At 67.9% G+C, this 23,203-nt stretch carries 22 protein-coding genes; 7 read left to right on the top strand and 15 right to left on the bottom strand.

What is annotated here, in order from left to right; genetic code table 11:
• The first annotated feature begins 285 nt into the window (after positions 1–285).
• Positions 286–606 (top strand): high-potential iron-sulfur protein, encoded by a 321-nt coding sequence (locus tag F7R26_RS31550; protein ID WP_150986195.1) that lies wholly within the window; start codon positions 286–288, stop codon positions 604–606.
• A gap of 202 nt (positions 607–808) precedes the next feature.
• Here F7R26_RS31550 and F7R26_RS31545 read toward each other — a convergent pair whose 3' ends face one another.
• From F7R26_RS31545 to F7R26_RS31535, 3 genes are all read right to left on the bottom strand, one after another.
• Positions 809–1,603: a hypothetical protein gene (locus tag F7R26_RS31545; RefSeq protein WP_150986074.1), complete on the bottom strand. Its 795-nt coding sequence runs from the start codon at positions 1,601–1,603 to the stop codon at positions 809–811.
• 9 nt (positions 1,604–1,612) lie between these two features.
• Entirely contained in the window at positions 1,613–1,978 is a 366-nt protein-coding gene (locus F7R26_RS31540) for a hypothetical protein (RefSeq protein ID WP_150986075.1), read from the bottom strand.
• A 157-nt stretch (positions 1,979–2,135) separates the two neighbouring features.
• Entirely contained in the window at positions 2,136–2,606 is a 471-nt protein-coding gene (locus F7R26_RS31535) for a MarR family transcriptional regulator (RefSeq protein WP_150986076.1), read from the bottom strand.
• A gap of 304 nt (positions 2,607–2,910) precedes the next feature.
• Between F7R26_RS31535 and F7R26_RS40800 the strand changes: the two genes are divergently transcribed.
• From F7R26_RS40800 to F7R26_RS31520, 3 genes are all read left to right on the top strand, one after another.
• The gene (locus tag F7R26_RS40800) at positions 2,911–3,126 is read left to right on the top strand and encodes a hypothetical protein (RefSeq protein ID WP_170301869.1); all 216 of its coding nucleotides are present in this window, start codon (positions 2,911–2,913) and stop codon (positions 3,124–3,126) included.
• 76 nt (positions 3,127–3,202) lie between these two features.
• On the top strand, positions 3,203–3,556 hold the full coding sequence (locus F7R26_RS31525) for a VOC family protein (protein WP_150986077.1): 354 nt from the start codon (positions 3,203–3,205) through the stop codon (positions 3,554–3,556).
• Between the two features lie 284 nt (positions 3,557–3,840).
• Positions 3,841–5,205 carry an MFS transporter gene (locus F7R26_RS31520; protein ID WP_150986196.1) on the top strand — a complete coding sequence of 455 codons (1,365 nt, stop codon included), beginning with the start codon at positions 3,841–3,843 and terminating at the stop codon, positions 5,203–5,205.
• A gap of 44 nt (positions 5,206–5,249) precedes the next feature.
• Here the strand turns inward: F7R26_RS31520 and F7R26_RS31515 are convergent, their stop codons facing one another.
• Both F7R26_RS31515 and F7R26_RS31510 read right to left on the bottom strand, forming a co-directional pair.
• A complete protein-coding gene (locus F7R26_RS31515) occupies positions 5,250–6,227 on the bottom strand; it encodes an aldo/keto reductase (protein WP_150986078.1) in 978 nt (325 codons plus the stop codon).
• Positions 6,228–6,323: 96 nt separating this feature from the next.
• Positions 6,324–7,082: an SDR family oxidoreductase gene (locus F7R26_RS31510; RefSeq protein WP_150986079.1), complete on the bottom strand. Its 759-nt coding sequence runs from the start codon at positions 7,080–7,082 to the stop codon at positions 6,324–6,326.
• A 137-nt stretch (positions 7,083–7,219) separates the two neighbouring features.
• Between F7R26_RS31510 and F7R26_RS31505 the strand changes: the two genes are divergently transcribed.
• On the top strand, positions 7,220–7,987 hold the full coding sequence (locus tag F7R26_RS31505) for an IclR family transcriptional regulator (protein WP_150986080.1): 768 nt from the start codon (positions 7,220–7,222) through the stop codon (positions 7,985–7,987).
• A 26-nt stretch (positions 7,988–8,013) separates the two neighbouring features.
• Here F7R26_RS31505 and F7R26_RS31500 read toward each other — a convergent pair whose 3' ends face one another.
• The 6 genes from F7R26_RS31500 to F7R26_RS31475 all read right to left on the bottom strand — a co-directional run bounded on the left by F7R26_RS31500 (position 8,014) and on the right by F7R26_RS31475 (position 15,092).
• The gene (locus F7R26_RS31500; RefSeq protein WP_150986081.1) at positions 8,014–9,498 is read right to left on the bottom strand and encodes a M20/M25/M40 family metallo-hydrolase; all 1,485 of its coding nucleotides are present in this window, start codon (positions 9,496–9,498) and stop codon (positions 8,014–8,016) included.
• Positions 9,495–10,553, bottom strand: coding sequence for an S-methyl thiohydantoin desulfurase domain-containing protein (locus F7R26_RS31495; RefSeq protein WP_150986082.1), 1,059 nt, complete (start codon positions 10,551–10,553; stop codon positions 9,495–9,497). Before F7R26_RS31495 ends, F7R26_RS31500 begins: the two co-directional genes overlap by 4 nt.
• 63 nt (positions 10,554–10,616) lie before the next feature.
• Positions 10,617–12,251: an OPT/YSL family transporter gene (locus tag F7R26_RS31490; RefSeq protein WP_206702536.1), complete on the bottom strand. Its 1,635-nt coding sequence runs from the start codon at positions 12,249–12,251 to the stop codon at positions 10,617–10,619.
• Between the two features lie 37 nt (positions 12,252–12,288).
• Positions 12,289–13,380, bottom strand: a complete 1,092-nt coding sequence (locus F7R26_RS31485) for a porin (RefSeq protein ID WP_170301871.1) — start codon at positions 13,378–13,380, stop codon at positions 12,289–12,291.
• A 372-nt stretch (positions 13,381–13,752) separates the two neighbouring features.
• On the bottom strand, positions 13,753–14,607 hold the full coding sequence (locus tag F7R26_RS31480) for a dienelactone hydrolase family protein (protein ID WP_150986084.1): 855 nt from the start codon (positions 14,605–14,607) through the stop codon (positions 13,753–13,755).
• Positions 14,608–14,633: 26 nt separating this feature from the next.
• On the bottom strand, positions 14,634–15,092 hold the full coding sequence (locus F7R26_RS31475; RefSeq protein WP_150986085.1) for a tautomerase family protein: 459 nt from the start codon (positions 15,090–15,092) through the stop codon (positions 14,634–14,636).
• Positions 15,093–15,186: 94 nt separating this feature from the next.
• On the opposite strand from F7R26_RS31475, the gene F7R26_RS31470 reads away from it, so the two are divergent.
• The gene (locus tag F7R26_RS31470; protein ID WP_150986086.1) at positions 15,187–16,176 is read left to right on the top strand and encodes a GlxA family transcriptional regulator; all 990 of its coding nucleotides are present in this window, start codon (positions 15,187–15,189) and stop codon (positions 16,174–16,176) included.
• A gap of 23 nt (positions 16,177–16,199) precedes the next feature.
• Here the strand turns inward: F7R26_RS31470 and F7R26_RS31465 are convergent, their stop codons facing one another.
• The gene (locus F7R26_RS31465) at positions 16,200–16,658 is read right to left on the bottom strand and encodes a DUF4279 domain-containing protein (RefSeq protein WP_150986087.1); all 459 of its coding nucleotides are present in this window, start codon (positions 16,656–16,658) and stop codon (positions 16,200–16,202) included.
• Between the two features lie 177 nt (positions 16,659–16,835).
• Between F7R26_RS31465 and F7R26_RS31460 the strand changes: the two genes are divergently transcribed.
• On the top strand, positions 16,836–18,131 hold the full coding sequence (locus F7R26_RS31460) for an MFS transporter (protein WP_150986088.1): 1,296 nt from the start codon (positions 16,836–16,838) through the stop codon (positions 18,129–18,131).
• A gap of 61 nt (positions 18,132–18,192) precedes the next feature.
• Here the strand turns inward: F7R26_RS31460 and F7R26_RS31455 are convergent, their stop codons facing one another.
• From F7R26_RS31455 to macA, 3 genes are read right to left on the bottom strand one after another with little or no spacing between them, the layout of a single operon-like run.
• Positions 18,193–19,656, bottom strand: a complete 1,464-nt coding sequence (locus tag F7R26_RS31455) for an efflux transporter outer membrane subunit (protein ID WP_150986089.1) — start codon at positions 19,654–19,656, stop codon at positions 18,193–18,195.
• Positions 19,649–21,649: a MacB family efflux pump subunit gene (locus tag F7R26_RS31450; RefSeq protein WP_150986090.1), complete on the bottom strand. Its 2,001-nt coding sequence runs from the start codon at positions 21,647–21,649 to the stop codon at positions 19,649–19,651. The genes F7R26_RS31455 and F7R26_RS31450 overlap by 8 nt, the downstream gene beginning before the upstream one ends.
• Positions 21,646–22,779 carry a macrolide transporter subunit MacA gene (gene macA / locus F7R26_RS31445; RefSeq protein ID WP_150986091.1) on the bottom strand — a complete coding sequence of 378 codons (1,134 nt, stop codon included), beginning with the start codon at positions 22,777–22,779 and terminating at the stop codon, positions 21,646–21,648. The genes F7R26_RS31450 and macA overlap by 4 nt, the downstream gene beginning before the upstream one ends.
• Positions 22,780–23,203 lie beyond the last annotated feature (424 nt).

The following is a 23,203-nucleotide window of genomic DNA, read 5'->3' as shown; positions in this document are numbered from 1 at the left end:
CGCATTCCATGACTACGCGCAACGTCAACGCAATCGGCGTCGGCTAAACTCAATCGGGATACAAGTCTGGAGCCGGCCATGACGGTGGCTCCGGGTGCCGGCTGCGCGCACTTTGAACCGACGTGTCTGACACTTGGTTTTTTGCTGGGGCGTGGCCTGCGTCCGGGCTGGTATCCGGCGGGCGCCGTCATGGGCGCGCCGATGGTTGACGGACGGTGGCTTGCGTGGTTGCAAAAGGCGCGGCCCTGTCCGGTTTGTCCCCCACAGAAAAATAGAGGATTAAAGATGTCAACTCGTCGTCATTTCTTGAAAGGCATTCCGATCATCGCGGCGGCCGGCGCGCTGGGTGTTTCCCTGCCAACCCGGGCACAGGGAAGCGGCCCGATGGTGGATGAAAAGGATCCGCAGGCGGTCGGCCTTGGCTACAAGGCGGATTCGTCGAAGGTGGACAAGACCAAGTACCCGAAGCATGACGCCAGCCAGCACTGCGGCAACTGCCAGCTCTTCCAGGGCAAGGCGGCGGACGCAAGCGGCGGCTGCCCGCTGTTCGCCGGCAAGCAGGTCGCGACCAAGGGCTGGTGCAGTGCGTGGGTGAAGAAGGCGTGAAAAAAGCTTGATGCAGGTTGATGCAGGCTTGATGCCGTGAAGGCGGCGCACGCGCGTCTGGGCGCGTGCGCCGCCTTTTTTGTTCAGGCATCGATCGGCCACTTGGGCCGGCGAGTGTGCCGATAGGGCAGGGAACGCAAATCGGGCGAGCCCCGGCTTGCCGCTGCCGGAGCGCAAAGGCCGGGGCATCGTGCTGAAACCCCTAGCCGGCGCTTGTGAATGCTGTGGCCTTGGGCAGGTACACCCAGTGGCTGGGATGCGTCAGCTCCGGCACAAGGCAAAGGCGCCCGGTTTGTGGCTGGGCAAGCTTTGCGATGGCGGCGCGCACGGCATCCTTCAGCGCCCCGGCGTGCGGCGCAGCGCCCTTGGTGCAGCAGTTGACGACGATGTCCTTGCCGTTGCCGCGCCAGATGGCGTCCAGCCGCCGGGCGAAGTGGTCCGCGCCGATCGTGGGGCAGGCCCAGGCGGCGGCAAACACGGCGTCGCGGTAATAGGCCGGCGTGTAGGCGAGTGAGCACTGGTGGCGGATCGCGTTGACGAGGATCAGGTCGAAGCGCGCGCCGGGCACCATGCTGGGCAGGCTCGCCTGGGGGAGCGGCCAAGCGTGCAGCCTGGCCCGGATCTGCCGGCCGCTCTGCCCGCGCGCCGGGCCGACCGGGATACGGCCGCGTCCCCTGGCGACAGAGGATGCCATGGGTCCGGGAAGCGGGGCGAACTCGGCCTTGTGCGGGCTTTCCAGCACCAGGATCAGCCGGGGCTGCCCGTGCGGGTCTAGCTGGTCGGCGTCTTGCCGGCAGAAGTCGTGGGCGAGTGGCTGGCCGGCTGCCGCAAGGTAGCGAAAGGCGTTGCCATGCACGACGGCTTCGCCCACCTTCTGGTCCGGGCAGGCGAACGAACAGAACGCTTTGTGCCACTCCCGGTTTTCCCGCTTGCGATTGACTGCATCGAATGTGCGCTGGGCGATCCGCTCGAAAGCCAGCTGGCTGCTCGCAGGCATGGCCGTGGCTCAGCTCGGCATGGATGCCTGGGACAGGCCCGCCGTGGCTGGCGGCGCGGCAAGCCGTGCCGCGCGGCAAAGCGCAGTGGCTGTCGCAAGGCCCTGCGCCACGACGGCCATTGGCCGGTACAGTGCCGTGGCCAGTACCGCAGCCATGCCCTCTTGCGTCAACGGGCCAAATGCAGCAAGGCACCTCTGCAGCGGCGGGGACGTCTCGGCGGCGATCAGGAATGCCAGGATTTCCGTGCCGGCTTCGCCCAGGCCGGCGGCCTGCGCCAGGGCCGAGGCGCGGGGCCAGGCCGGATACGCGGTGATGTAGGCGGGGTCGGCAGCATAGCGGACGGCTTGCGCGATACCGGGGTCTTGCGCTGCCAATTGCACCCGCCGAGGATCTTGCGCCAGCTCAGCGCGCCGCAGCAGCCGTCTTATCCAATGGCAGACCACGGCGGGAGGCGGCATGTCATTCGTCATATCGGCGCTGGGTGCGGCAGGGAGCATCGGGGTTCCGGTTGGTTTGTTGGTTTGTTTGTTTTCAGTGCGCCAGCTCCACCCGGCGTTCCGCCTGGCGCCCAAGCCGCACGCTGTGGTCGTGCAACGTGGCCTTCATGCGCCTGAGCGAGGCCGTCAGCGCGTGGCGTTCCTCCGTGCTGAAGGGGGCCACGGAGACGGAGTGGAGCGCCTTCAGTCCTTTCCAGACGCGGTCCACCTTAGGCTCGGCGCACGGGGGAATCAACGGCCGGCCGGCGGGATCGTATGTGATCCAGCCGTCGGCGTGCAAGGCTTCCAGCAGGCTTTCCGAGTGTGCCGCGGAAATCAGCATCTGGCCCAGGTAAGGCTCATGGCGAACGAACTCTTCCTGGCGGATAGCGCGCAGCAAGATCCATTTCGCATAGTCGAGTCCAGCATCGCACAGAGTCTGGTCCAGCACGCGCTGCCATTCGCGCACGCTGTCCATCAAGGCAAGAAGTACGGATTCCGTCGGTTCGAGAGCCTTAGGCTGCATTGCTTTATCTCCTGTCTTTCGGGCTTGCCGCCAGACCAGGGGCCGGTGCGTGGCCGGCCCGGGCGGCGCAGGGGATGCGGCGGGCGTCGCCTGCCTTGATTTCCTGCGGAGCAGACATTAGCAGACAACTTCTGCCATGGCGAAGTGTCCCTGCGGATCGAAAGGTCTGACAGTGCACTACGCGGCGCAAACCAAGGGAAAATCCCAAGTGGCTTGTCCGGTGCGCATCACGCCGGCGTTCGCGCCGCGAACTTCGGTGCGGCCGCAGACCGAAAGATGCGGGTCCGAAACCAAGCCGATTGTCATGCGTCTTTCCTTGGGGGGGCTGGCGATGCCAATCCCGGTGCCATGCCGGGCAGGCAACCGGGCAGGCAGGGCGGACAGGTCCGACTTTGGGCTGGCCGCGCTTGCGGCGGATGCGGGCTATGCCGACCAGGCCCACCTGAGCCGGGAGATCCAGTCGCTGTGCGGCATGACGGCGTCGGCCCTGCTGCGCCAGTTGCACGCGCCAAAGGCTTGATTGGCCGTTTTGTTCAAGCCTTGCCGCGGCATCCGGGTGAAAATGGTGTTCCTTATCCATCACCAGGGAGTTCGCCATGGGCACCAGAGGCCAGGACCGGCAGATCGACAACATCGAGTTCAACGTCAGCGACATCGCGCGCAGCAAGGCGTTCTATGGCGCAGCCTTCGGCTGGACCTTTACCGATTACGGCCCCGCCTACAGCGAGTTCAGCGATGGCCGGCTGACCGGTGGCTTCACCACCGGCGAAGAGGTCCGCCCCGGCGGGCCGCTAGTGATCCTGTACGCGGATGATCTGGCGCAGGCGCAGCAGGGCGTGGAGGCGGCCGGTGGCACCGTGGTCCGGGCGGTCTTCTCGTTCCCGGGCGGGCGGCGTTTCCACTTCCGCGACCCGGACGGCTACGAGCTGGCGGTGTGGTCGGCGGCATAGTGCAGGCGCGTCGCCTGGCGCTGCCTTAGCGGTCATTCCGGTCGTTCCGGCTATTTGCCTATCTGCCGGCGACGCCGTCGCCTGCAGATATTCGCGTTATCCCGTATTGTGTCGGCTTGCCATGCCCTCTCTCGCATCGGGAGGGTGAGCCATGGCGCATGTATCAAACAATCGGGCAGGGCGCTGGCGCATCGCGCGCGGCTTCCCGGGCGCGGCGGTAACTGGCAAAGACAGTGTCGAACACAGCAGAATCCAATCTCCCCTCGCGCGCGGCGGATGCGCCCATGACGTCGCTGGAGCGCCGCGGCATGGCCGCCATCCTGGTGGCGGTCTCGCTCGCTACGCTCGATACGGCAATCGCCAACACCGCACTTCCCAACATCGCCGCCTCGCTGCATGCCACCCCGGCGGCATCGGTCTGGGTCATCAACGCCTACCAGCTCGCCATGGTGGCCACGCTGCTGCCGTTCGCGGCGCTGGGCGGCATCGTCGGGCACCGGCGCGTGTATCTCGGCGGCTTGATGCTGTTCATCGCCGCGTCGGTGGTCTGCTCGCTTTCCTGGTCGCTGCCCACGCTGGTGGCAGCCCGGTTGCTGCAGGGCGTGGGCGCCAGCGCCATCATGAGCGTGAACGCGGCGCTGATCAGCGCGATTTTTCCGCCGCACCGGCTCGGGCGTGGCGTCGGGCTCAACGCGCTGGTGGTTGGCGTGTCGTTCGCGGTGGGACCCACGGTGGCCTCGATCATCCTGTCGCTGGGGCCGTGGCCGTGGCTGTTTGCGGTGAACCTGCCGATCGGCCTGCTGGCGCTCTACATCGCCTGGCCCGCGCTGCCCCAGACGGTGCGCGGCGCGCACCGCTTTGACCGTGTGGCCGCGGGGCTCAACGTGGTGATGTTCGCCTCGCTGATCTTTGCGCTGGGCGAGGGCGCGCAGCGCGCGCCGCTGGGGCAGTCGCTGGCGGCGCTGGCCTTGTTCCTGGTGGCGTTCGTGTTGCTGCTGCGCCGCGAGCGTGGTCATCCCGCGCCGATGCTGCCCATCGATCTGCTCAAGCGGCCCATGTTCGCGCTGTCGACCATGACCGCGATCTGCTCGTTCGCCGCGCAGGGGCTGGCCTTCGTGTCGCTGCCGTTCTATTTCGAGAGCGTGCTGGGGCGCAGCCCGATCGAGACGGGCTTCCTGATGACGCCGTGGTCGGCGGTGGTGGCGCTGATGGCGCCGCTGGCCGGGCGGCTGTCCGACCGCTATGCGCCGGGTTTGCTCGGCGGCGTGGGGCTGGCGGTGATGTGCATGGGCATGGTGTCGCTGGCGCTGCTGCCGGCGCATCCCAGCGCGCTGGATATCGGCATTCGCATGGCGATTTGCGGCGCGGGCTTCGGCTTCTTCCAGTCGCCCAACCTCAAGGCGCTGATGTCGAGCGCGCCGCGCGAGCGCGCCGGCGGCGCCAGCGGCGTGATTGCCACCGCGCGCCTGCTCGGACAGGCAACAGGTGCGGCGCTGGTCGCGCTCAGCTTCGGCATTGCGGGCCGCCACGGTCCCACCCTGGCGCTGGCGATTGGCGCGGGCTTCGCGGGCGTGGCCAGCATCGCCAGCGGGCTGCGCCTGATCACGCGTGAGCCGGGCGCGGCCGCGCTGCGGCACTCGGGCGAGTGAGCGGCCGCCGGTAGTGCACCGGCGTCGCCGTCGCCGTGGCTGCCTCAGAAGCCCACGGGCGCGTGCGGCACGTAGGGCGCCTCCAGCGCGGCGATCTCCTCGGTGGCGAGGCCGAGCGAGAGCGCTGCCACGGCGTCCTCGATATGGTGCGGCTTGGACGCGCCAATGATCGGCGAGGTGATCTCCCGCTTCTGCAACAACCACGCCAGCGCGACCTGGGCAGCCGGCACGCCGCGCGCCTGCGCAATGGCGTGTACCTGCTCCACCACCTTGCGATCCGACGCCTCGGTATCGCGGTACAGCGTCTTGCCAAACGTGTCGCTCTCCTCGCGGGCGCTGCCGGCAAGCCACGGCCGGGTCAGGCGGCCGCGCGCCAGCGGGCTCCACGGCATCACCGCGATGCCCTCGGCGGCGCATAGCGGCAGCATCTCGCGCTCCTCTTCGCGGTTCAGCAGGTTCACATGGTCCTGCATGCTGGCGAACTGCGTCCAGCCGCGCAGGCGCGAGGTGTAGATGGCCTTGGAGAACTGCCAGGCATACATCGAGGACGCGCCGATATAGCGCGCCTTGCCCGCCTTGACCACATCGTGCAGCGCTTCGAGGGTTTCCTCGATGGGCGTATGCGGATCCCAGCGGTGGATCTGGTACAGGTCGACGTAGTCGGTGCCCAGGCGGCGCAGGCTGTTGTCGATCTCGGCCAGGATAGCGCGGCGCGACAGGCCGGCCCCGTTCGGGCCGGGGCGCATGCGGCCGTGAACCTTGGTGGCGATCACCACGTCGTCGCGGCTGGCGAAGTCTTTCAGCGCGCGGCCGACGATTTCCTCGGAGGTGCCGTCGGAATACACGTTGGCGGTATCGAAGAAGTTGATGCCGGCCTCGATCGCCTGCCGGATCAGGGGGCGGCTGGCTGGCTCGCCAAGCGTCCAGGGGTGGTTGCCGCGCTCGGGCACGCCGTAGGTCATGCAGCCCAGGCACAGCCGGGAGACCTTCAGCCCCGTCGCGCCAAACCTTACATAGTCCATCTGCCTCTCCTTGAATGCGTCGCTGCCATCGATGCGGGCGGTGGGCCCGCGGCGGACTCCGGCATGGTATGCCAATTCCAGCGAGGACGACGGCGCTCAAGGCAGCACGTAGCCGCCGTCGACGAACAAGGTGGATCCCGTCATATAACCATTGCCGAACAGGAACAGCACGGCATCCGCGACTTCATCCACGCTGCCAACCCGGCCAAGCGCGGTGCTGCGGCTGTAGCTCTCGAACGCGTGCGAGCGCAGCTCGGCGCTCCGGCGCTGCCACAGGTCGCTGTCGATGGTGCCTGGTGACACGCTGTTGACCCGCACCGGCGCCAGGTCGAGCGCGAGCGAACGGCCAAGGCCCTCGATGGCGGCGTTGCAAGCCGCATAGGCCGAGGCGCCCTTGATCGGGCGCGCCCCGGCGGCGCCGGACATCAGCACGATGGCGCCATCCGGTGCGATCTTGGGCGCGGCTTCGTGCACGGCATGGTACTGGCCCCAGAACTTGCTGCGAAAGGGGCTTTCCACCGCTTCGTGGTCATCGCTGTGGATAGACGCGACCTGGTAGGTGGCGCCGGGTGCGAACAGGTAATCGAGGCGGGCAATCCTGGCGAAGAACGCGGCGACCGATTCGCGCTCCGCCATGTCGACCACATGGCCGCAGGCGGCGCCGCCTGCGGCTTCGATGCGGGCGAGTTCCGCATCCAGCGCGTCTTGCGAGCGGCCGCCGAGGATCACCGCGCCGCCGGCCGCGACCACACGGCTGGCCACGGCGCGGCCGATGCCGGAGGTGCCGCCGATGATGACGGCGGTCCGGCCTGAGAGCGGGCGGGTTGGATGGTTTTGGGTGGTCTGTGCGTGCATCGATGCGTGCCTTGTCGTGAGCGTTGTCGTGAGCTTTGTCGCGGGCTTTGTCGCGGGCGTTAAGGGCAATCCCAAATTGACGCTATGGGCCTTGGACTATATTCTGGAACCTCAATCCATAAAACGAACCATTCCTCATGAGCACACTCGTTAATGCCGCCGATGTCCTCAAGCTCATCGCCAAGCTCCGCAGCGACATCACGGTGACCGACGTGGTGACGCATCTCGGCCTGGCCAAGAGCTCCGCCTCGCGCACGCTCAGCATGATGGCCGAGTACGGCTTCCTGGAGCGCGACAGCGTCTCGCGCGCCTACCGGCCGGGCGCGGTGGTGATGGAGGCTTCGTATCACTTCCGCGCCTCGCATACCGCGCTCACGCTGTTGCAAGGCGTGCTCGACAAGCTGGTCGGCGAGACCGGCTACACCGGCTATATCAACGTGCTGGACGGTGCCGATTCGGTCGTGATCCAGATGCGCACCGGCGCGGGCTCGCTGCAGGTCTACACGCCGCCGGGGTCGCGCGCGCCCGCATATGCTTCGTCCATCGGCCGGGCCATCCTGTCGCGCCTGACCGATGAAGAGGTCACGGCGCTGGTGCAGGACGGCTTCGAAGTGCGGCGCGGCAACATCCCGCGCACGCGCAAGGACCTGCTGGCGCGGCTGAAGGAAGCACGGGAAACCGGCTGGGCGCTGTCGCGCGGCGAGTTCGTGCAGAACGTGGCGGGGATTTCCGCCGCGCTGCGCGATCCGACCACGCGGCAAATCTATGGCCTTGGCATTGCCATGCCGGTGCAGGACCTCACCGATGCCATGGTCCAGCGCTTTGGCGCGCGCATCGTCGAGGCCACCAGCGACGCCGGCCGGCAGATCGGCGACCCGTACTGGCTCGCCTTTGCGCCGCGCTGACGCCGCCGCGGTCCCTGTTGTCCCCCTTATTGCCCGGCATCCTCCTGCCACGATCCGATCACGCTGGCGATCGATGCCGTCAGGCGCTTGGCGTACGGCACGTGCAGGAACTCGTTCGGGCCGTGCGCGTTGGCGTTTGGGCCAAGCACCCCGCACACCATGAACTGCGCAAGGGGGAAGGCCTTTTCCAGCATGCCCATCAGCGGAATCGTGCCGCCTTGCCCCAGATAGCCGCAGGACGCGCCGAAATACTGCTGCGAGGCCGCCTCCAGCCGTGAGGCCAGCCACGGCGCCATGGCCGGTGCGTTCCAGCCGTCGGCCACGCTCTTGTCCGGCACGAAGGCCACGCGCGCGTTGTACGGCGCGTGGCTTTCCAGCAAGCGCTTGAGCTCCTGCGCGGCGGCCGCGCTGTCGACCAGTGGCGGCAGCCGCAGCGACAGCTTGAACGCCGTGCGCGGGCGCAGCACATTGCCCGCGGTAGCCAGCGGCGGCAGGCCTTCGGCGCCCACTACCGACAACGCGGGGCGCCAGGCGCGCCGGATCAGCGCGGTGGCGGGATCGGTGGTGGTTGGCAGCACGCTGGCGCCATCCGCGCCGCAGGCCCACGCAAACCGCTTCCACACCAGGTCGCCAAGCTGGCGTGCCGCATGCTCAGCTTGAGCCTGGCGCTGCGGCGGCACCTCGCAATGGAAGCTGGCAGGCAGGATCTCGCCGGAGCCGCTGTCTTCCAGCCGGTCCAGCACATGGCGCAGCACGCGGAAGCTGGACGGCACGATGCCGCTGGCATCGCCGGAATGCACGCCTTCGTCCAGCACCTGCACTTCCAGCCGTCCGCTGACATAGCCGCGCAACGACGTGACCATCCAGAGCTGGTCGTAGTTGCCCGCGCCCGAGTCCAGGCAAACCACCAGGCCGATGCGCCCCAGGCGGTTCGCCAGCGCATCCAGGTAGGCGGGCAGGTCATAGCTGCCGGATTCCTCGCAGGTCTCGATGATGCCGACGCAGCGCGGATGGCTGGCGCCGCCCGCTCTCACGGCCATCACGGCGGCCAGGGCGGCGTAAAGCGCGTAGCCGTCGTCCGCGCCGCCGCGGCCGTAGAGCTTGCCGTTCTCGTACTTCGGCTCCCACGGCCCGAGGTCGCGGCGCCAGCCGTCGAACTCGGGTTGCTTGTCGAGGTGGCCATAGAAGAGGATCGTGCCGGCGCTCGCATCCGCGGTGGCCGGGATTTCGAAGAACAGCAGCGGCGTGCGCCCCGGCAACCGGATCACCTCGACCGTCATGCCCGCGATCTTCTGCGCCTCGGCCCACGCGGCGGCCGAGCACACGACGCGATCCAGCAGGCCCCGCGCTTGCCAGCCGGCGTCGAAGGCGGGGCTCTTGGCCGGCACGCGGATGTAGTCGTGCAGCGCGGGCAGGATTTCGCTGTCCCACTTCGCCTCGATAAAGGCGCCGATGGCGCGCAGGCCCGCCACCGGGGCGGCGGTGTCCTGGCGCGGCGCGGCAGCCGTCATGCTGCCGGCTCCAGCGGCGCGAACGCCGTGCCCAGGGAGGCCTCCAGCGGCTGATACAGTTCGCGCATATTCATGGTGCGCGACAGCAGCAGACGCTCGCCGGGGGCCACCAGCACGCGCAGCCGCATGCCCTGGCGCACGCGCGCCGAGACCACCGGCTGGCCGTCGTCATCGAAGGTCATGATCAGGTTGGGGAAGGCACTCTGGCGCTCGCCGTGCTGTTCCAGCGTCATGTACTCGTTGATAAAGCGCAGTTCGGTGCGCGCGGTGTCGTCGAACACCAGGTGGCCCACATCCAGCCCCTCGCGCTGCTCGCAGCGGTACTCGGCCACGATGCCGTCCGCCACGATGCGCCCGCCCAGCGCCGCCGCCGCGCCATCGACGCCGCCGGACAAGAAGGCGCGGCCCACTTCGATGGCATGGCTGATCGCGCCAGGCGCGCCGTGTGCGGCGGCGTAGCCCACCGTCACCGGGTTGCGTGCCACCGCCACCACGCCCCCCGCCTCCACGGAGGCGCGGCGCACCAGCGCCGAGGTCAGCTCCAGCCGGCCGGAAACCACGCCTTCCAGGTAGCGCGCCTGGGCGCCGCCGGCGAAGGCCTGCACGGAGACGTAATCCGCTTCGGTGTGCAGCCCGAGCGCGCCCATCACGCTCGACGGGTGGGCGCGCCCGTTGCAGGCCAGGTCCATCACGGGGATGCCGGTGATGGCGGCATGGAACCAGCCATTCACCGTGGTCTCGGCGCCGTTTTCGTTCGAGTTCAGCGCCACCAGCGGGCGGCCGCCGGCATGTTCGCGAATTAGCGCCAGCGTGCGCAGCAGGTGCGCGGGGCGCACGCAGGGCAGCGGCGCGGCGGGCGCGCCGACGATGGCCACGGTGGTGGTGATCGCCTGCGGATCGAACTCGTCCACGCTCCACAGTTCCGGCACGCCGGCGGCAAGCGCCAGCCGGGCGACGCGCAGCCCCTCTTCGATCAGGCCGCCGCCGCCACCGCCCAGGATGGCGCCGCCGAGCACCGCGGCTTCCACGTCGTCTACCGTCAATTGTCTTTTCACTACAGGCTCCTTTGATGGATGGATGTTTACTTCGTGTTGTGCCGGCTTCCGGCTTCCTGCCGCTTACTTTTTCAGCGGCAGGCTCTTGGTCAGGCCGCTGAAGAAGCTGAAGAGCGCGTCGCCGGCGATCACGCCGCCGGCAAAGACTTCAAGGCGCTCCTTTGCGGCATGGCCCTGCCAACGCAGCATGGCGGCGCGCACCACCAGGCCGGCCGCCACCATCCAGCCCGCGGCCGGATTGGTGATGAGCAGCCCCGTGGCCAGTAGCACGCCAAGCTGCTGGCGCGCGCCGCCGATCAGTTGCAGCGCCATGCCGGGCAGTGCCCACAGCAGCAGGTTGCGCGCGGTGTCCGCCGAGATGCCGGCCTTGATGGCGGCGGCATAGGCGTTGTTGATGGGTGCGAACTGATGGTTGGCGAACAGGCCCCGGTAGGACGCCAGCACCACCACGATGGCGACCAGGAAGCCCACCATCGCCGCGATCAGCTGCTCGCGCCGGCCTTCGCGCTCATAGGCGGCATCCGCGCCTTCGCCGCGCAGGATGTAGCCCGCCTTGAGGTCGTAGCCCATGTCGGCAAAGGCGGGGCCCGTGGCGGCGGAAAAGCCTGCCAGCACCACCAGCGCCTGCGGCGGAAACCCGATCCAGATGCCGATCAGCAAGGAGATCAGCGCCACCGCGAAAGCGGGAAACCAGCCTGAGTGCATGGCCGCGATGCCAACGATCAGCTCATGGACAAAGGCCGAGAACGCGCCGTAGAGGATGAAGCCGAGCAGCAGCGGCAAGGGCATGCCCGCATGGAGGCCGGTGGCCAGGGCCAGGCCTGCCATGATGGCCAGATAGCCGAAGCCGCCGAGCCGGAACGAAGTGCGCATGCGCCGGGCGTCAGCGCGGGCATCCACCGTGGCGCCCGCGCCCTGGCTCGCGGCCTGTGCACGCTGCGCGGCCTTGCCGAACATGGCCCGCGCCACCTGCGCCAGCGCCACCAGCCCGGCGCCGATCATCATGCCGTGCGGCACGTAGTGCGAGCCGATCTCGGTGCCGAACAGCGGCATCGAGTAACCGCGCAGCAACAGGCCCGCGGCAAACGCTGTCATCGCGCCGAAGCTGCCGATAAAGGCCACGCCGAAGGCCGACATCGGCAGCTTGAGCAAGCCGCCGGCCACGCCGGTGACCAGCCCGCCGGCCAGCAGCCAGGCTTGCTTGCCGCCGCTGTCGCCAGCCTTGATGGCCTCGGCCGCCGCCACGCCAAGCGGCCAGGCGCCGGACGCGGGAAAGGCGGGGGTATCGAACATGCGGTAGAGCAGGTAGGCGTCCAGCAGCATGGCCACGGACACGCCGGCCAGCATCGGCAGGATCAGTTCGGGCATGCCCATCACGTAGGGAATGCCGATCGGCAGGATCAGGCTGTTGGCCGCGCCGAAGGTGGCCGACGAGATGCTTGTCTGCGCCAGGTTCTGCACGTGGACCGAGCGGAAGCCGGACAGCGCGGCAAGCGGGATGCGGGCCAGCGTCATGGCCACTAGCGCGCCGATCAGCGAGGTGTTGGGCGTGATGCCGAGGGTGGTCAGCAACTGGATGCCTACCACCGCACCGAACGCGCTGATGGCGATCATGAGCAGCAGGTTGGCGGGCGCCAGCGCGCGCGGGTGGCGCACCGGCGGTGCGGCGCTCTCTAGCGGGATCGCAGCGTCATGCATGAGGCAGTCTCCGGGTGTGTGGGTTGGCGGGGCGGGTTCAGAAGGCGTGGCGCAGCCCGACCTGGATCGTGCGCGCGTTGGCGCCCGGGTAGGCCAGCGGCAAGCCCGGGCTGGTGTTGCCGCCAATCACATTGCCAGCGCCGTTGTGGTTGTTCAGCCAGGCCGCGGAGGTGTAGACGCTGGTGCGCCTGGACAGCGAGTAGACAAAGCCGAAGCCGAACAGCGAGGCATCCAGTTGCGCGGGGCTGTGGTCGTTCAGGAAGGTGTAGCCCGCCAGGAAGCGGCCAGCCTTGCCGACCGGCACCGCTACGCTCAACGTGTACAGGTCCTGGTCGATACGGCCGAAATACACGTCATCCGCGATGCGCTGGCGCTGGTAGCCACCGTACAGCGCGAACGGGCCGAAGTCGTAGTTGCTGCCCGCCATGTAGGTGGTGATGCTGCCGTTGGTCACGACATTGGGCAGCACCACGACGGGCTTCACCACTTCGCCCAGCGCCGCGGCGGAGGCGAACTTGCGCACGCCATAGGCTGCGACGAGGCGCATCGGGCCGCTGGCATAGTGCACGTTGATGCCATAAGAGTCATCGCCTGCGCGCGGCGCGGTGCTGCGCTCGCCGAGCGCCAGCATGGCCGCCATCGTCAGCCCGCCAAACGAGGGGCTGGTGTACTTGATGGCGTTGTCGATGCGCTCGCCACCGGGGTAGAGGCCAAGGTTGGGGAACTGCGGGGCCATGCCATTTTCGAAGGCGTCCATCTGGAATGCCACCGACACCAGCGGGCTGTATTGCCGGCCCAGCGTCAGGGCGCCGGCGCGCCCGCTCAGGCCGACATAGGCTTGCCGCCCGAACAGCCGGCCGCTCTGGCCAGCCACTCCGGTATCGCTGTTCAGGCCGTTTTCCAGCACGAATACCGCCTGCAAGCCGTCGCCGAGGTCTTCCGTGCCGCGCAGGCCGAAGCGGGATCCGGCGTATTGGCCGGATTGCATGCGGGCCGTGGTGGGGCCGCCAGCGCTTGAAAGATCCAGGCCCGTGTCCATCAGGCCGAACAGGGTGACGCTACCTGCCGTGGCCACGGCAGGGGCGCACAGCAGGGTACAGGGCAGCCATGCCCAGGTCTTCCGATGCATCGATTCTCCTCCAGCGTTTTTTCTCTTTTTTATCGAGTTCCATTTTATGGAACTGAGATCCATAAAATGGATGTGCGTATGGTAATGCATGGAGTCTGGTTGTCAAGGAGGGGCTGTATCCAGGCCGTTCGAACCCGTTCGAGCCCGATCGAGCCCGTCTGAGCTGGCGAGTGCAGGCAGCCGCTGGCGCGGCGGTAAGGCTTTGGGGGAGTGCGCTCGGAGAAGAGCGATGCTTGCGGGGGAGGGAAGGTTGCGCGGCTTGCGGCGCTGAACCCGACATTGCCGTGCCGTTCGGGCAATGCGCTTGCGGTAGCGAGAGCCTGGCGCCGATTTCCGGGCAACCGTTGAAGCGTATCGATGCGCTGTCGCGGGCTAAGGGGTTGCCGGCTTGAGGTTGGGGCTTCGGCGCGTCTCGCCTAGGCGCCGCACAAAGAACGACAGGATTTCGTCGCGCGCGGCCACTGTCGGCTCGCCAGCTTCGTCAATCAGGTGGACGGTGACGACGCTGTGCGGGCAAGGCACGTGCTGGGCAAAGAAAGCAGGGACATCGGGGTTGGCGGCGCTGTCCGGCAGCGCGCGTCCCACGAACCGGTCGCCAAGGCCCTCGGCATAGGCAGCAAAGCGTTCCGCCCTGCAAAACCGATCGCCTTCAAATCGGTACGCCAGCACCGTGAGATCCTCCCGCTCGAGCCGCTCGCGCACCACGGCGAGTTCGCCGGGCGCCATCTCGATGCCACCCGGATCATCCAGCGGCAGCGAGGGCTGGCAGATCACCGGCGCCAGCATCGCCGGCTCCAGCATCATCGACAGGGCGAAGTTGCCGGTGAAACACATGCCGATGGCGCCGACACCGGGGCCGCCGCACTCCTGGTGCGCCAGCCTCGCCAGCGCCCGCAGCCACTGTGTCACCGGGCTCGATTGATTGGCAGCGAATGCGCGAAACTCCGCGCTAACGCAGGCGCGCCGAAAGACCGCTGCACCTGCCTCGGCGTCCGGCACGGCGCCGTCGCGGCCGAAGAGCGACGGCATGTAGACCGTCAAGCCCGCATCGCGTACCCACCGGGCAAAGCGTGCGACGTGCGGGCTGATGCCCGGCATCTCCGTCATGACGATGACGGCAGGCCCTGTGCCGGCCACGTGGACCACCTTGGCCACGCCATCGAGCGTGATCGTGCGGCGTGTGAAATCGTCAAGGCGGTCTACTTCCTTCATGCTGCGTTTCACCATGGCGTCGTCTCCCGTGCGTTGGATAGTCAGGCCGCAGCGGCCAGATGCTGCAGGTGCCCGTAGCCGGCCACCGTCGCGAAGCGGGGCAACTGCCAGACATCGCCATTGACCCCCCAGGTGCCGTCGGCCACATCGTGGAGCCTCACCGAGGTGGCCAGCCGCCGCTGGTCGCCGGCTGGCTGTGCCTGCTGGAAGGCGTCGTGCATCAACCGGACATACAAGGCCCTGGCCGGCGCGTCCAGCACGCCAGCGGGCACATGGACCGTCGCGATGCAGGGCAGCACCTGCGATGCCATGTCGACGCCGCCGCACGTCCACAGGCCGGCCTCCGTTTCTTCGATCACGACCCAGATCGCGAAGCGCTTGTGCGGGTCGTCGGGCATGCGCTCCGCCATGGCGGCGGCGTCGCTGATGCGGCGCGCGAGATCCGCGCGGGCAGGGCCGGCAAACGCCCCTTTGGGAATGTTGACGAGGATATTGGGCATCGATGCGTAGTTGTCGTTGAGGTAGGTGCATTAGACGCTTCGGTCAGCTAGACTTTGAGTGTCAATTTAGACATCTTTAGGGCGTTTCCGGCCAATGAAGGATTTCACCGTTCTGGCGCTGTCAGGCGCCTACTCAACCAGCGTGGCTGCGACGATCGATATCCTGCGCACGGCTTCGTTGCTCGCGCCGCGCATGCATCTGCCCCGGCCGACCTGGCGCGTGGTGTCGACATCGGGGCGTTCGGTGCCGCTGAGCGGCGGCATGCATATCGATGCCGCGGCCTTGCCAACGCGGCTGCGCGCGCAGGCCGGGCATGCGGCGACCTGGATCGTGCCGGGGCTGGGCATCGACGATGCCAACGCCATCGCCAGCCGGCTGGCGCAAGACGATGCGCGGTTGGCGGCCCGGGCAGTTGCCACGCATGCCGCCGCCGGCGGCCATGTCGCGGCATCTTGCTCCGCGGTGTTCCTGCTACAGGCCGCGGGCCTGCTGGCGCAGCGCCGGGTCACGACATCCTGGTGGCTGGCGGCCGAGTTGCAACGCCTGGAGCCGCGTTGCATCGTCGATGCCGACCGCATGGTCTGCGCCGATGAGCACGTGAGCACAGCCGGCGCGGCATTTGCACAGACCGACTTGATGCTTCACCTGTTGCGCAGCCGGTTTGGCGTCGCGCTTGCCGACGCGGTGAGCCGGGTCCTGCTGATCGACGGGCGGCAGGCACAAGCGCGCTTCGTGGTGCCGGCCATGTTGTCCAACGGCAATGCGCTGGTCGGCCGTCTGGTGGCACGGATCGAATCCGCGTTGCCGCAGCCGCCCAGCATCCAGGTACTGGCGGACGAGTTCGCCATGTCCCAGAGAACGCTGTCGCGGCGCGTGCGCGAGGCCACGGGCAAGAGTACCTTGGCGCTGGTGCAGAGCGTGCGGCTCAATCGCGCCCGCATGCTGATCGAGTCGAGCCGGATGTCCGTCGAGCAGGTTGCCGAGCAGGTGGGCTATGAGGATGCCACGGCGCTCAGGCGCCTGATGCGCAAGAGGGCGGGCGTCACGCCAAGCCAGTATCGAACGGCGGGTGAAGGGCCTTGATGCGGGGCGTCGTCGGCCACCATTCAATGGCGCAGGTGATGTGGCGCGTCCTCGTCGCCGTCCTCGTCGCCGTCTTCGGGGCCTGGGGTCGCCGCCGGCGCCCAGGTGTCGATGGAAAGCCCCGCATCGATCGCAACCAATTGCCGGAGTGTCTGCGGTGATACGTGGACGCCGACGTTTTCGATATTCCCCTCGCAGAACAGAAAGCACAAGATATAGCCATCGCTGCCGAGCGCCGCGCGGATGTGCTGATACATGGGGGAGATCTTCTCTATCAGCGACATGATGTGCACATCCGCTGAACATCCCTCGATCTCATCGCGGGAAGTCACTGTCAGGACCGAGTGAGGAACGACGCCCAACGCTCGGCGTTCCCCTTTCCGAGAGTAGTCATAGGTGCTGAGCCCTATGGTGTCGGCAAGCGCCTCGGGATCGAATTGATCGCTATAGAAACAAAGGCTCGCATACATTCTGGTTAGCATTTTTCCCGTTCCGTGCGTGTAGTGTCTGGCTGGCTGTCCGATTGTTGCTCCCGCGCCGAATGCAATTCGTGCGTCATTCGTTTTCTATCTTCCGCCCTTTCTCCCTTCCGGGCCAGCCGGCCAGCCACGAGAGTAGAATCTCGCAAAATTTTTCGCTTGTGGCGCACAGGAATCGACATGACACAGGGCAACGCCAATGCCAACGCCGCCGCGGTGACCGGGCTGGAGCCGGCCGCGGCGGCAAATCCGCCGCACGGCCGGCAAGGCCTCACGGAACAGGAGCAGGCCACCTACGCCCGCAAGGCCGTGATCGCCTCGGCGGTCGGCTACGCGCTGGACGGCTTCGACCTGCTGATCCTCGGCTTTATCCTGAGCGCGGTGTCTGCCGGCCTCGGGCTGACCAGCACCCAGGCGGGCTCGCTGGTCACCTGGACGCTGGTGGGCGCGGTGGCCGGTGGCATCTTCTTCGGCATCCTGAGCGACTACGTGGGCCGGGTGAAGGTGCTGACCTGGACCATCCTGCTGTTTGCCGTCTTCACCGGCCTGTGCGCGCTCGCGCAGGGCTACTGGGACCTGCTGGCCTACCGGACCATCGCCGGCTTTGGCCTTGGCGGCGAGTTCGGCATCGGCATGGCGCTGGCCACCGAGGCCTGCCGGCCCGGCCAGCGTGCCCGCGTTTCCTCCTATGTGGGCCTTGGCTGGCAGGCGGGCGTGCTTGCCGCGGCGCTGCTGACGCCGGTGCTGCTGCCTTATATCGGCTGGCGTGGCATGTTTGCCATCGGTGTGCTGCCGGCGCTGGCGTCGTTCGTGGTGCGCCGCTTTATCGGCGAGCCGGAAGTGTTCGTTGCCAGCAGCAAGGTGGCGCGCAAGGGCAACCCGCTCAAGATGCTGGTGGCGGATGCCGCGACCGCGCGTGCCAGCCTGGGCGTGGTGGTGCTGTGCTCGGTGCAGAACTTCGGCTACTACGGCCTGATGATCTGGATGCCGACCTACCTGGCCAAGCAATTCAATTACTCGCTGACCAAGTCCGCGCTGTGGACCTCGGTGACCATCATCGGCATGGCCATCGGGATCTGGGTGTTCGGCCAGCTGGCGGACCGCGTCGGCCGCCGGCCCACGTTCCTGATCTACCAGGCCGGGGCAGTGGTGATGGTCTTTGTCTACTCCCAGCTATCGACTCCCTACGCGTTGCTGTTCGGCGGCGCGGTAATGGGCCTGTTCGTCAACGGCATGATCGGCGGCTACGGCGCGCTGATCTCGGAGCTGTATCCCACGCAGGCCCGCGCCACCGCGCAGAACGTGCTGTTCAATATCGGCCGTGGCGTGGGTGGCTTTGGCCCGCTGGTGGTTGGCGCGCTGGCCGCCAGCTATTCGTTCGGCACGGCGATTGCCGTGCTGGCGTCGATCTATGTGCTGGATATCCTGGCTACGCTGTTCCTGATTCCGGAGCGCAAGGGCGCCGCGCTGGAGTAGCCTGGACCCTTGAGCCTAACCCTCAAGCCCGACCCTCAAGCCCGACCCTCAAGCCCGACCCTCAAGCCCCGCTCTCCACCGCCGGCCCTCCCAACGCCTTGTACAAGGTCGTGATGTTCACCAGCCGGTCGAACCGGTTGCGCGCCGCCGCCACGGCTGCCTGGCGCAACGTCTCCTTCGCATCGAGCCAGGGCTGCAGCGCGGTGGCGCCGGCGCGGTAGCGCGCCGCGCTAAGCCGCTCCGCCCGGCTCGCGGACTCCAGCGATTCTCCCAGCCGGTCCGCGCGCACGCCCAGCCCCGCATGATCGGACAGCGCGTTTTCCACTTCGGCAAAGGCCGTGTACAGCGACTGCCGGTATTGCACCACCGTTTCCTGGTACTCGTTGTGCGACACCTGTATCGTCAGCTGCGTGGTGTTCCATTGCAGGAAGGGCAGGCTCAGCCCGGCGCCGAGCAGGGCGGTGGGGTCTCGCAGCAGCGAAGCCAGCGCCGCGCTGCCGGTGCCGACGATGCCGGTCAGCGTCAGCTTGGGGTAGAAGCTGGCGCGGGTCGCGTCGGCGTTTGCCAGGGCGGCGCGCAGGCGCCATTCGGCCTGCCGCACGTCAGGCCGGCGTCCGACAACCGCGGCGGGAATGCCGGCGGCGATGCGCGGCAGCGCTTCGACGGGCAAGGCCTGCGGCTCGGCCACGTCGTGCCCGGGTGGACGGTTGAACAGGATGGCCAGGGCCTGGCGGTTTTCGCTGCGCTGCTGGTCCAGCACGGTACGCTCGGCCAGCAGGGCGGCCAGTTGCTGCTCGGCTTGCGCCAGGTCCAGGCCCGACACTGCGCCAGCGCGGTAGCGCGCGGCCACCAGGCCAAGCGTGCGCCGTGCGTCCGCCAGGCTTTGGCCGGAGATGTCGATCAGTTCGTTCAGCAGGCCGGCGCGCCAGTACAGCGTGGCCGTGGTGGCCGCCAGTGCGATGGTTGCGGCTTCCAGGTCTGCCGCGCTTGCGCGCGCTTCCCAGTGCGCCGCGCCGCGCAGGCTGGCCAGCCGCCCCCACAGGTCGATCTCATAGTTCACTGTCGCATTGAGCCCCCCTTCGTCGCGCCGCCCGGGACCGTCCAGGCTCCATTGGCGCGTGCCCCTGGCCTGCGCGCTCAGTTCGGGCGCGCGGTTGGTGGCGGCCAGCCCCGCGCGCAGCCGGGCGCGCTCGAAGCGCAGCGCGGTAATGGCAAGATCGTTGTTGGTAGCCAGCGCGGACGCGACCAGCGCGCTCAGTTGTGGATCGCCAAAGGCCTCCCACCAGGCGTGCTGCTCCAGCGCCGTGCCCGGCTGCCCGGCCGTGTCCTGCCGGGGCGCGTGTTGCCAGTGCTGTGGCACGTCCAGGGCGGGATCCACCTCCGGCGTGCGCAGTGCGCTGCAAGCACTCAGGGCAACGGCAATCACCGGCAGCGCGGCGAGCAGGCGCACCGGCAACGCGCGCGGCGAATGCGGCGAGTGCGGCAGCCGTGGTGGCCTTGGCGAATGCGGACTGCGCCTATTCATGGCCAAGCGCCTCGATCGGTTGCAGGCGCGCTGCGTTGCGCGCCGGCATATAGCCGAACACCACGCCGACCAGTGTCGAACACAGGAAGGCGCCGGCAACCGCGCCCGCGGAGAACACCATCTGCCATTGCGGGATCAGCAGCGCCAGCGCCAGCCCGATCAGGTAAGCCACGGCGGTGCCGATCAGCCCGCCCAGCAGGCATACCAGCACGGCTTCGGTCAGGAATTGCATCAGCACATCGCGCTGCCGGGCACCCACGGCCATGCGGATGCCGATCTCGCGGGTGCGCTCGGTCACCGAGACCAGCATGATGTTCATCACGCCGATGCCGCCGACCAGCAGCGAGATCACGGCGACCGCCGACAAGAACAGCGTGAGCGCCTGCCCGGTGCGTTCCATGGTCTTGACGATGCTGTCCATGTTGTAGGTAAAGAAGTCCTTCTTGCCGTGGCGCAGCGTCAGCAGGCGCTCGATGGCTTGCTGGGCTGCCGCGCTGGGCTCGCCGTCGCGGATGCGCACGGACAGCTCGTCGAAATGCGACTGGCCGAAAATGCGGCTGCCCGCGGTGGTGTAGGGCAGCCAGATATTGAGGCTGCTGCCGTTGTCGTCGAACATGGTCTTCTTCTCACGCGCCACGCCGATCACCACGCAAGGCAGGTTGCCCACCAGGATGATCTGGCCCAGCGCGCTCAACGCATTGCCGAACAGCTTGCGGCGGGTTTTCTCGTCGATCACGGCCACTTGCGCGTGCCTGCGCAGCTCATCAGGCAGGAAGGCCGCGCCTTGCGTCAGGCCCAGGCCGCGCACGCGGAAGAAGCTGGCGCCCACGCCATGCACGGTGGCATTGACGTCGACGCCGCGGTACCTCAGCCGCTGGACCTTGCTGGTGATCGCAGTGGCGCTGTCCACATACGGCAGCGCTTGCAGGGCCTCGATATCGGCGGCCACCAGGGTGCGGATGCCGGCGGCGCGGTCGTCGCCAAAATCCTTGCCGGGGAAGATCTCGAGCGTGTTGGCGCCGATGGCGCGGATATCCGCCATCACGTAGCGCTTGGCGCCTTCGCCGATGGCCACGATCGACACCACGGAGGCGATGCCGATGATGATGCCCAGCATGGTCAGCGCGGTGCGCATGCGATGCGCCATCAATGCGCCCCAGGCCATGGAAAAGGCCTCGGTGCAGCCCTGCCAGGCGCGCGCACGCCGCAGCGGGGCCTCGGCGTTGCCGCCGGCCGCCGGGGCTTGGGCGGCCAGCCTGGCTCGCACAGGGCTGCTGCCCGGCTCATCCTCGGCCCGCGGCGGCCGGTTGGCGCGGTCGGCCACGATACGGCCGTCGGCGATCTCGATGATGCGCTCGGCGTTGCGTGCCAGTCCCATGTCGTGGGTGACGATGATCACGGTGTGGCCGAGCGTATGCAGCTCGCGCAGGATGGCCAGGACTTCCTTGCCGCTATGGCTGTCGAGCGCGCCCGTGGGCTCGTCCGCCAGGATCACCTGGCCGCCGTTGATCAGCGCGCGGGCAATGCTCACGCGCTGCTGCTGGCCGCCGGAGAGCTGGGAGGGGCGGTGCCCGGCGCGCTCGCCCAGGCCCAGCCGCTCCAGCAGCTGCAGGGCGCGGGCACGGCGCGCGGCGCGGTCGGTGGCGGCGTAGATGGCCGGCACTTCCACGTTGTCCGCGGCGGAAAGCTGGGCCATCAGGTGGTAGCGCTGGAAGATAAAGCCGAAGCGCTCGCGGCGCAGGCGGGCCAGTGCGTCATCGTCCAGGGCCGCCACGTCCTGGCCTGCCACCAGGTAGCGCCCGGCGTTGGCCTGGTCCAGGCAGCCCAGGATGTTCATCAGCGTCGATTTGCCGGAGCCGGACGCGCCGACGATGGCGACCATCTCGCCCGCGCAGATGGCCAGGCTGACCTGGCGCAGCACCGGGATGTCCTGGTCACCGGCGCGGAACGTGCGTTCCACATGCTGCAGCAGCAAGAGCGGGGCTTGCGTCATGACCTGGTTTCCGCGTTGACGGCAGCGGCATCGCCGGTGATGACGCGATCGCCTTGCGCCAGGCCGCTCAGCACTTGCGCATGCGCGTTGTTGCTCAGGCCGGTGCGCACCTTCACCGTCTCCACGCGCTGGTCAGGGCGCAGCACGCGGACTTCCATGCTGCCGTCCTGGCCGCGCGGCCCCAGCGCGGCCAGGGGCACCAGCAGCGTGTCCCTGGCCTCGCCCAGCATGATGGCGACCTGTGCCGTCATATCGATGCGCAGCTTGTGGCCTGGATTGGGGACGTCGAACAACGCATTGAAGAACACGGCGTTGTTGATCTTCTCCGGCGACGGCTGAATGGACTGCAGCGACGCGTGGTAGCGGCGGTCCGGCTCGCCCATGATGGTGAAGTAGACCGCCTGCCGGTCGGCGATGCGGATCACATCGGCCTCCGACACCTGCGCCTTGACGGTCATGGCATCCAGGTTGGCCAGCTTGAGGATGGTCGGTACCTGGTAGGACGCCACCACGGTCTGGCCTTCCAGCGTGGAGAGCGCCACCACCTCGCCGTCCATCGGCGCGACGATGCGGGTGTAGCCAAGGTCGATGCGGGCGGACTCGGCCTTGATGCTGAGCTGCGCGATATCGGCGTCCAGGGCGATCAGCTCGGCCTCCAGCGAGCGCAGGTCGGCTTCGGCGATTTCAAGGTCCTGGCGCGAAGCCGCCTCCTGCGACTGCAGTTCACGCTGGCGTTGCCAGTTCAGGCGGGCCTGGCGCAGGCGCGAGCGCTTGGCGTCGCGCTGGGCCTTGCCACTGGCCACGGCGGCATTCGCCTGGCGCAGCGCATTTTCCAGCAGCACCGGGTCGATCTGGGCCAGCAACTGACCCTGCTTGACCTTGTCGCCGAGCTTCACCTTCAGCGATTTGAGCTGGCCATTGACCTGCGCGCCGACTTCGACCTGGCGGATGGGCTGCAATACGCCATTGGCCAGCACGGTGACTTCGAGGTCGCCGCGGGTGACGGTGGCGGTGATGTACTCGGGGTGCTTGCCGGGTGTGAGGCGCCAGGCCGCCAACGCAATGATGGCGGACAGGGTGAGCACGGCGATGATCAGGCCGTGCCTGCGGCGGTTCGGGGGATGGGCCATTAGCGTTGCGGGGATCTACGGAAAAAGGATCAAGGTCAGGCAATCCGCGGCGGATGCCTTGGGGAACAGGCGTAGAGGCCTGTTTTGGCAATCAAAGGCAGTGGCGATGCATGAGGGGATTGTGAACGGACAGGCCTGCCGTGTCTGTGGGCAATCTATCCCCGCTTGTCTGAAAGTGTGGCGAGATGTGCGGCTTTGTCGTCGCGCCTGTGTTGGCCGGGGCTCGCGGTGCGGCTGATGGGCGATTCGCGGCCAGCCATGGCGCGGGGCGGTGGCTCGAAGATGCGGGCGCGCTCTGGCGGCGGGCGGAAGGATCTCGTCGGGCGGATCGCATTGGTGTTGCCCGGCCAATGCGAAGCGATTCCACAGGCCAGCGCTTCGCCCTGAATCGGTTCGAATCAACTCGTGACAATTGCGCACAATT

The sequence above is a fragment of the Cupriavidus basilensis genome (assembly GCF_008801925.2).
Lineage (GTDB): Bacteria > Pseudomonadota > Gammaproteobacteria > Burkholderiales > Burkholderiaceae > Cupriavidus > Cupriavidus basilensis.
The sequence above is the reverse complement of the archived record's forward strand: the minus strand, read 5'-3'. Positions and strand labels throughout refer to the sequence as shown.

What these genes read in the sequence shown, in the direction of transcription:
- F7R26_RS31510 (WP_150986079.1), bottom strand. Translation starts at nt 7,082, where the DNA reads ATGCACGCACAGACCACCCAAAACCATCCAACCCGCCCGCTCTCAGGC.
- F7R26_RS31470 (WP_150986086.1), top strand. Translation starts at nt 15,187, where the DNA reads ATGAAGGATTTCACCGTTCTGGCGCTGTCAGGCGCCTACTCAACCAGC.
- F7R26_RS31515 (WP_150986078.1), bottom strand. Translation starts at nt 6,227, where the DNA reads ATGGACTATGTAAGGTTTGGCGCGACGGGGCTGAAGGTCTCCCGGCTG.
- F7R26_RS31500 (WP_150986081.1), bottom strand. Translation starts at nt 9,498, where the DNA reads ATGACGGCTGCCGCGCCGCGCCAGGACACCGCCGCCCCGGTGGCGGGC.
- F7R26_RS31535 (WP_150986076.1), bottom strand. Translation starts at nt 2,606, where the DNA reads ATGCAGCCTAAGGCTCTCGAACCGACGGAATCCGTACTTCTTGCCTTG.
- F7R26_RS31490 (WP_206702536.1), bottom strand. Translation starts at nt 12,251, where the DNA reads ATGCATGACGCTGCGATCCCGCTAGAGAGCGCCGCACCGCCGGTGCGC.
- F7R26_RS31450 (WP_150986090.1), bottom strand. Translation starts at nt 21,649, where the DNA reads ATGACGCAAGCCCCGCTCTTGCTGCTGCAGCATGTGGAACGCACGTTC.
- F7R26_RS40800 (WP_170301869.1), top strand. Translation starts at nt 2,911, where the DNA reads ATGCGTCTTTCCTTGGGGGGGCTGGCGATGCCAATCCCGGTGCCATGC.
- F7R26_RS31485 (WP_170301871.1), bottom strand. Translation starts at nt 13,380, where the DNA reads ATGCATCGGAAGACCTGGGCATGGCTGCCCTGTACCCTGCTGTGCGCC.
- F7R26_RS31545 (WP_150986074.1), bottom strand. Translation starts at nt 1,603, where the DNA reads ATGCCTGCGAGCAGCCAGCTGGCTTTCGAGCGGATCGCCCAGCGCACA.
- F7R26_RS31525 (WP_150986077.1), top strand. Translation starts at nt 3,203, where the DNA reads ATGGGCACCAGAGGCCAGGACCGGCAGATCGACAACATCGAGTTCAAC.
- F7R26_RS31505 (WP_150986080.1), top strand. Translation starts at nt 7,220, where the DNA reads ATGAGCACACTCGTTAATGCCGCCGATGTCCTCAAGCTCATCGCCAAG.
- F7R26_RS31460 (WP_150986088.1), top strand. Translation starts at nt 16,836, where the DNA reads ATGACACAGGGCAACGCCAATGCCAACGCCGCCGCGGTGACCGGGCTG.
- F7R26_RS31520 (WP_150986196.1), top strand. Translation starts at nt 3,841, where the DNA reads ATGACGTCGCTGGAGCGCCGCGGCATGGCCGCCATCCTGGTGGCGGTC.
- F7R26_RS31475 (WP_150986085.1), bottom strand. Translation starts at nt 15,092, where the DNA reads ATGCCCAATATCCTCGTCAACATTCCCAAAGGGGCGTTTGCCGGCCCT.
- F7R26_RS31550 (WP_150986195.1), top strand. Translation starts at nt 286, where the DNA reads ATGTCAACTCGTCGTCATTTCTTGAAAGGCATTCCGATCATCGCGGCG.
- F7R26_RS31455 (WP_150986089.1), bottom strand. Translation starts at nt 19,656, where the DNA reads ATGAATAGGCGCAGTCCGCATTCGCCAAGGCCACCACGGCTGCCGCAC.
- F7R26_RS31480 (WP_150986084.1), bottom strand. Translation starts at nt 14,607, where the DNA reads ATGGTGAAACGCAGCATGAAGGAAGTAGACCGCCTTGACGATTTCACA.
- macA (WP_150986091.1), bottom strand. Translation starts at nt 22,779, where the DNA reads ATGGCCCATCCCCCGAACCGCCGCAGGCACGGCCTGATCATCGCCGTG.
- F7R26_RS31465 (WP_150986087.1), bottom strand. Translation starts at nt 16,658, where the DNA reads ATGCTAACCAGAATGTATGCGAGCCTTTGTTTCTATAGCGATCAATTC.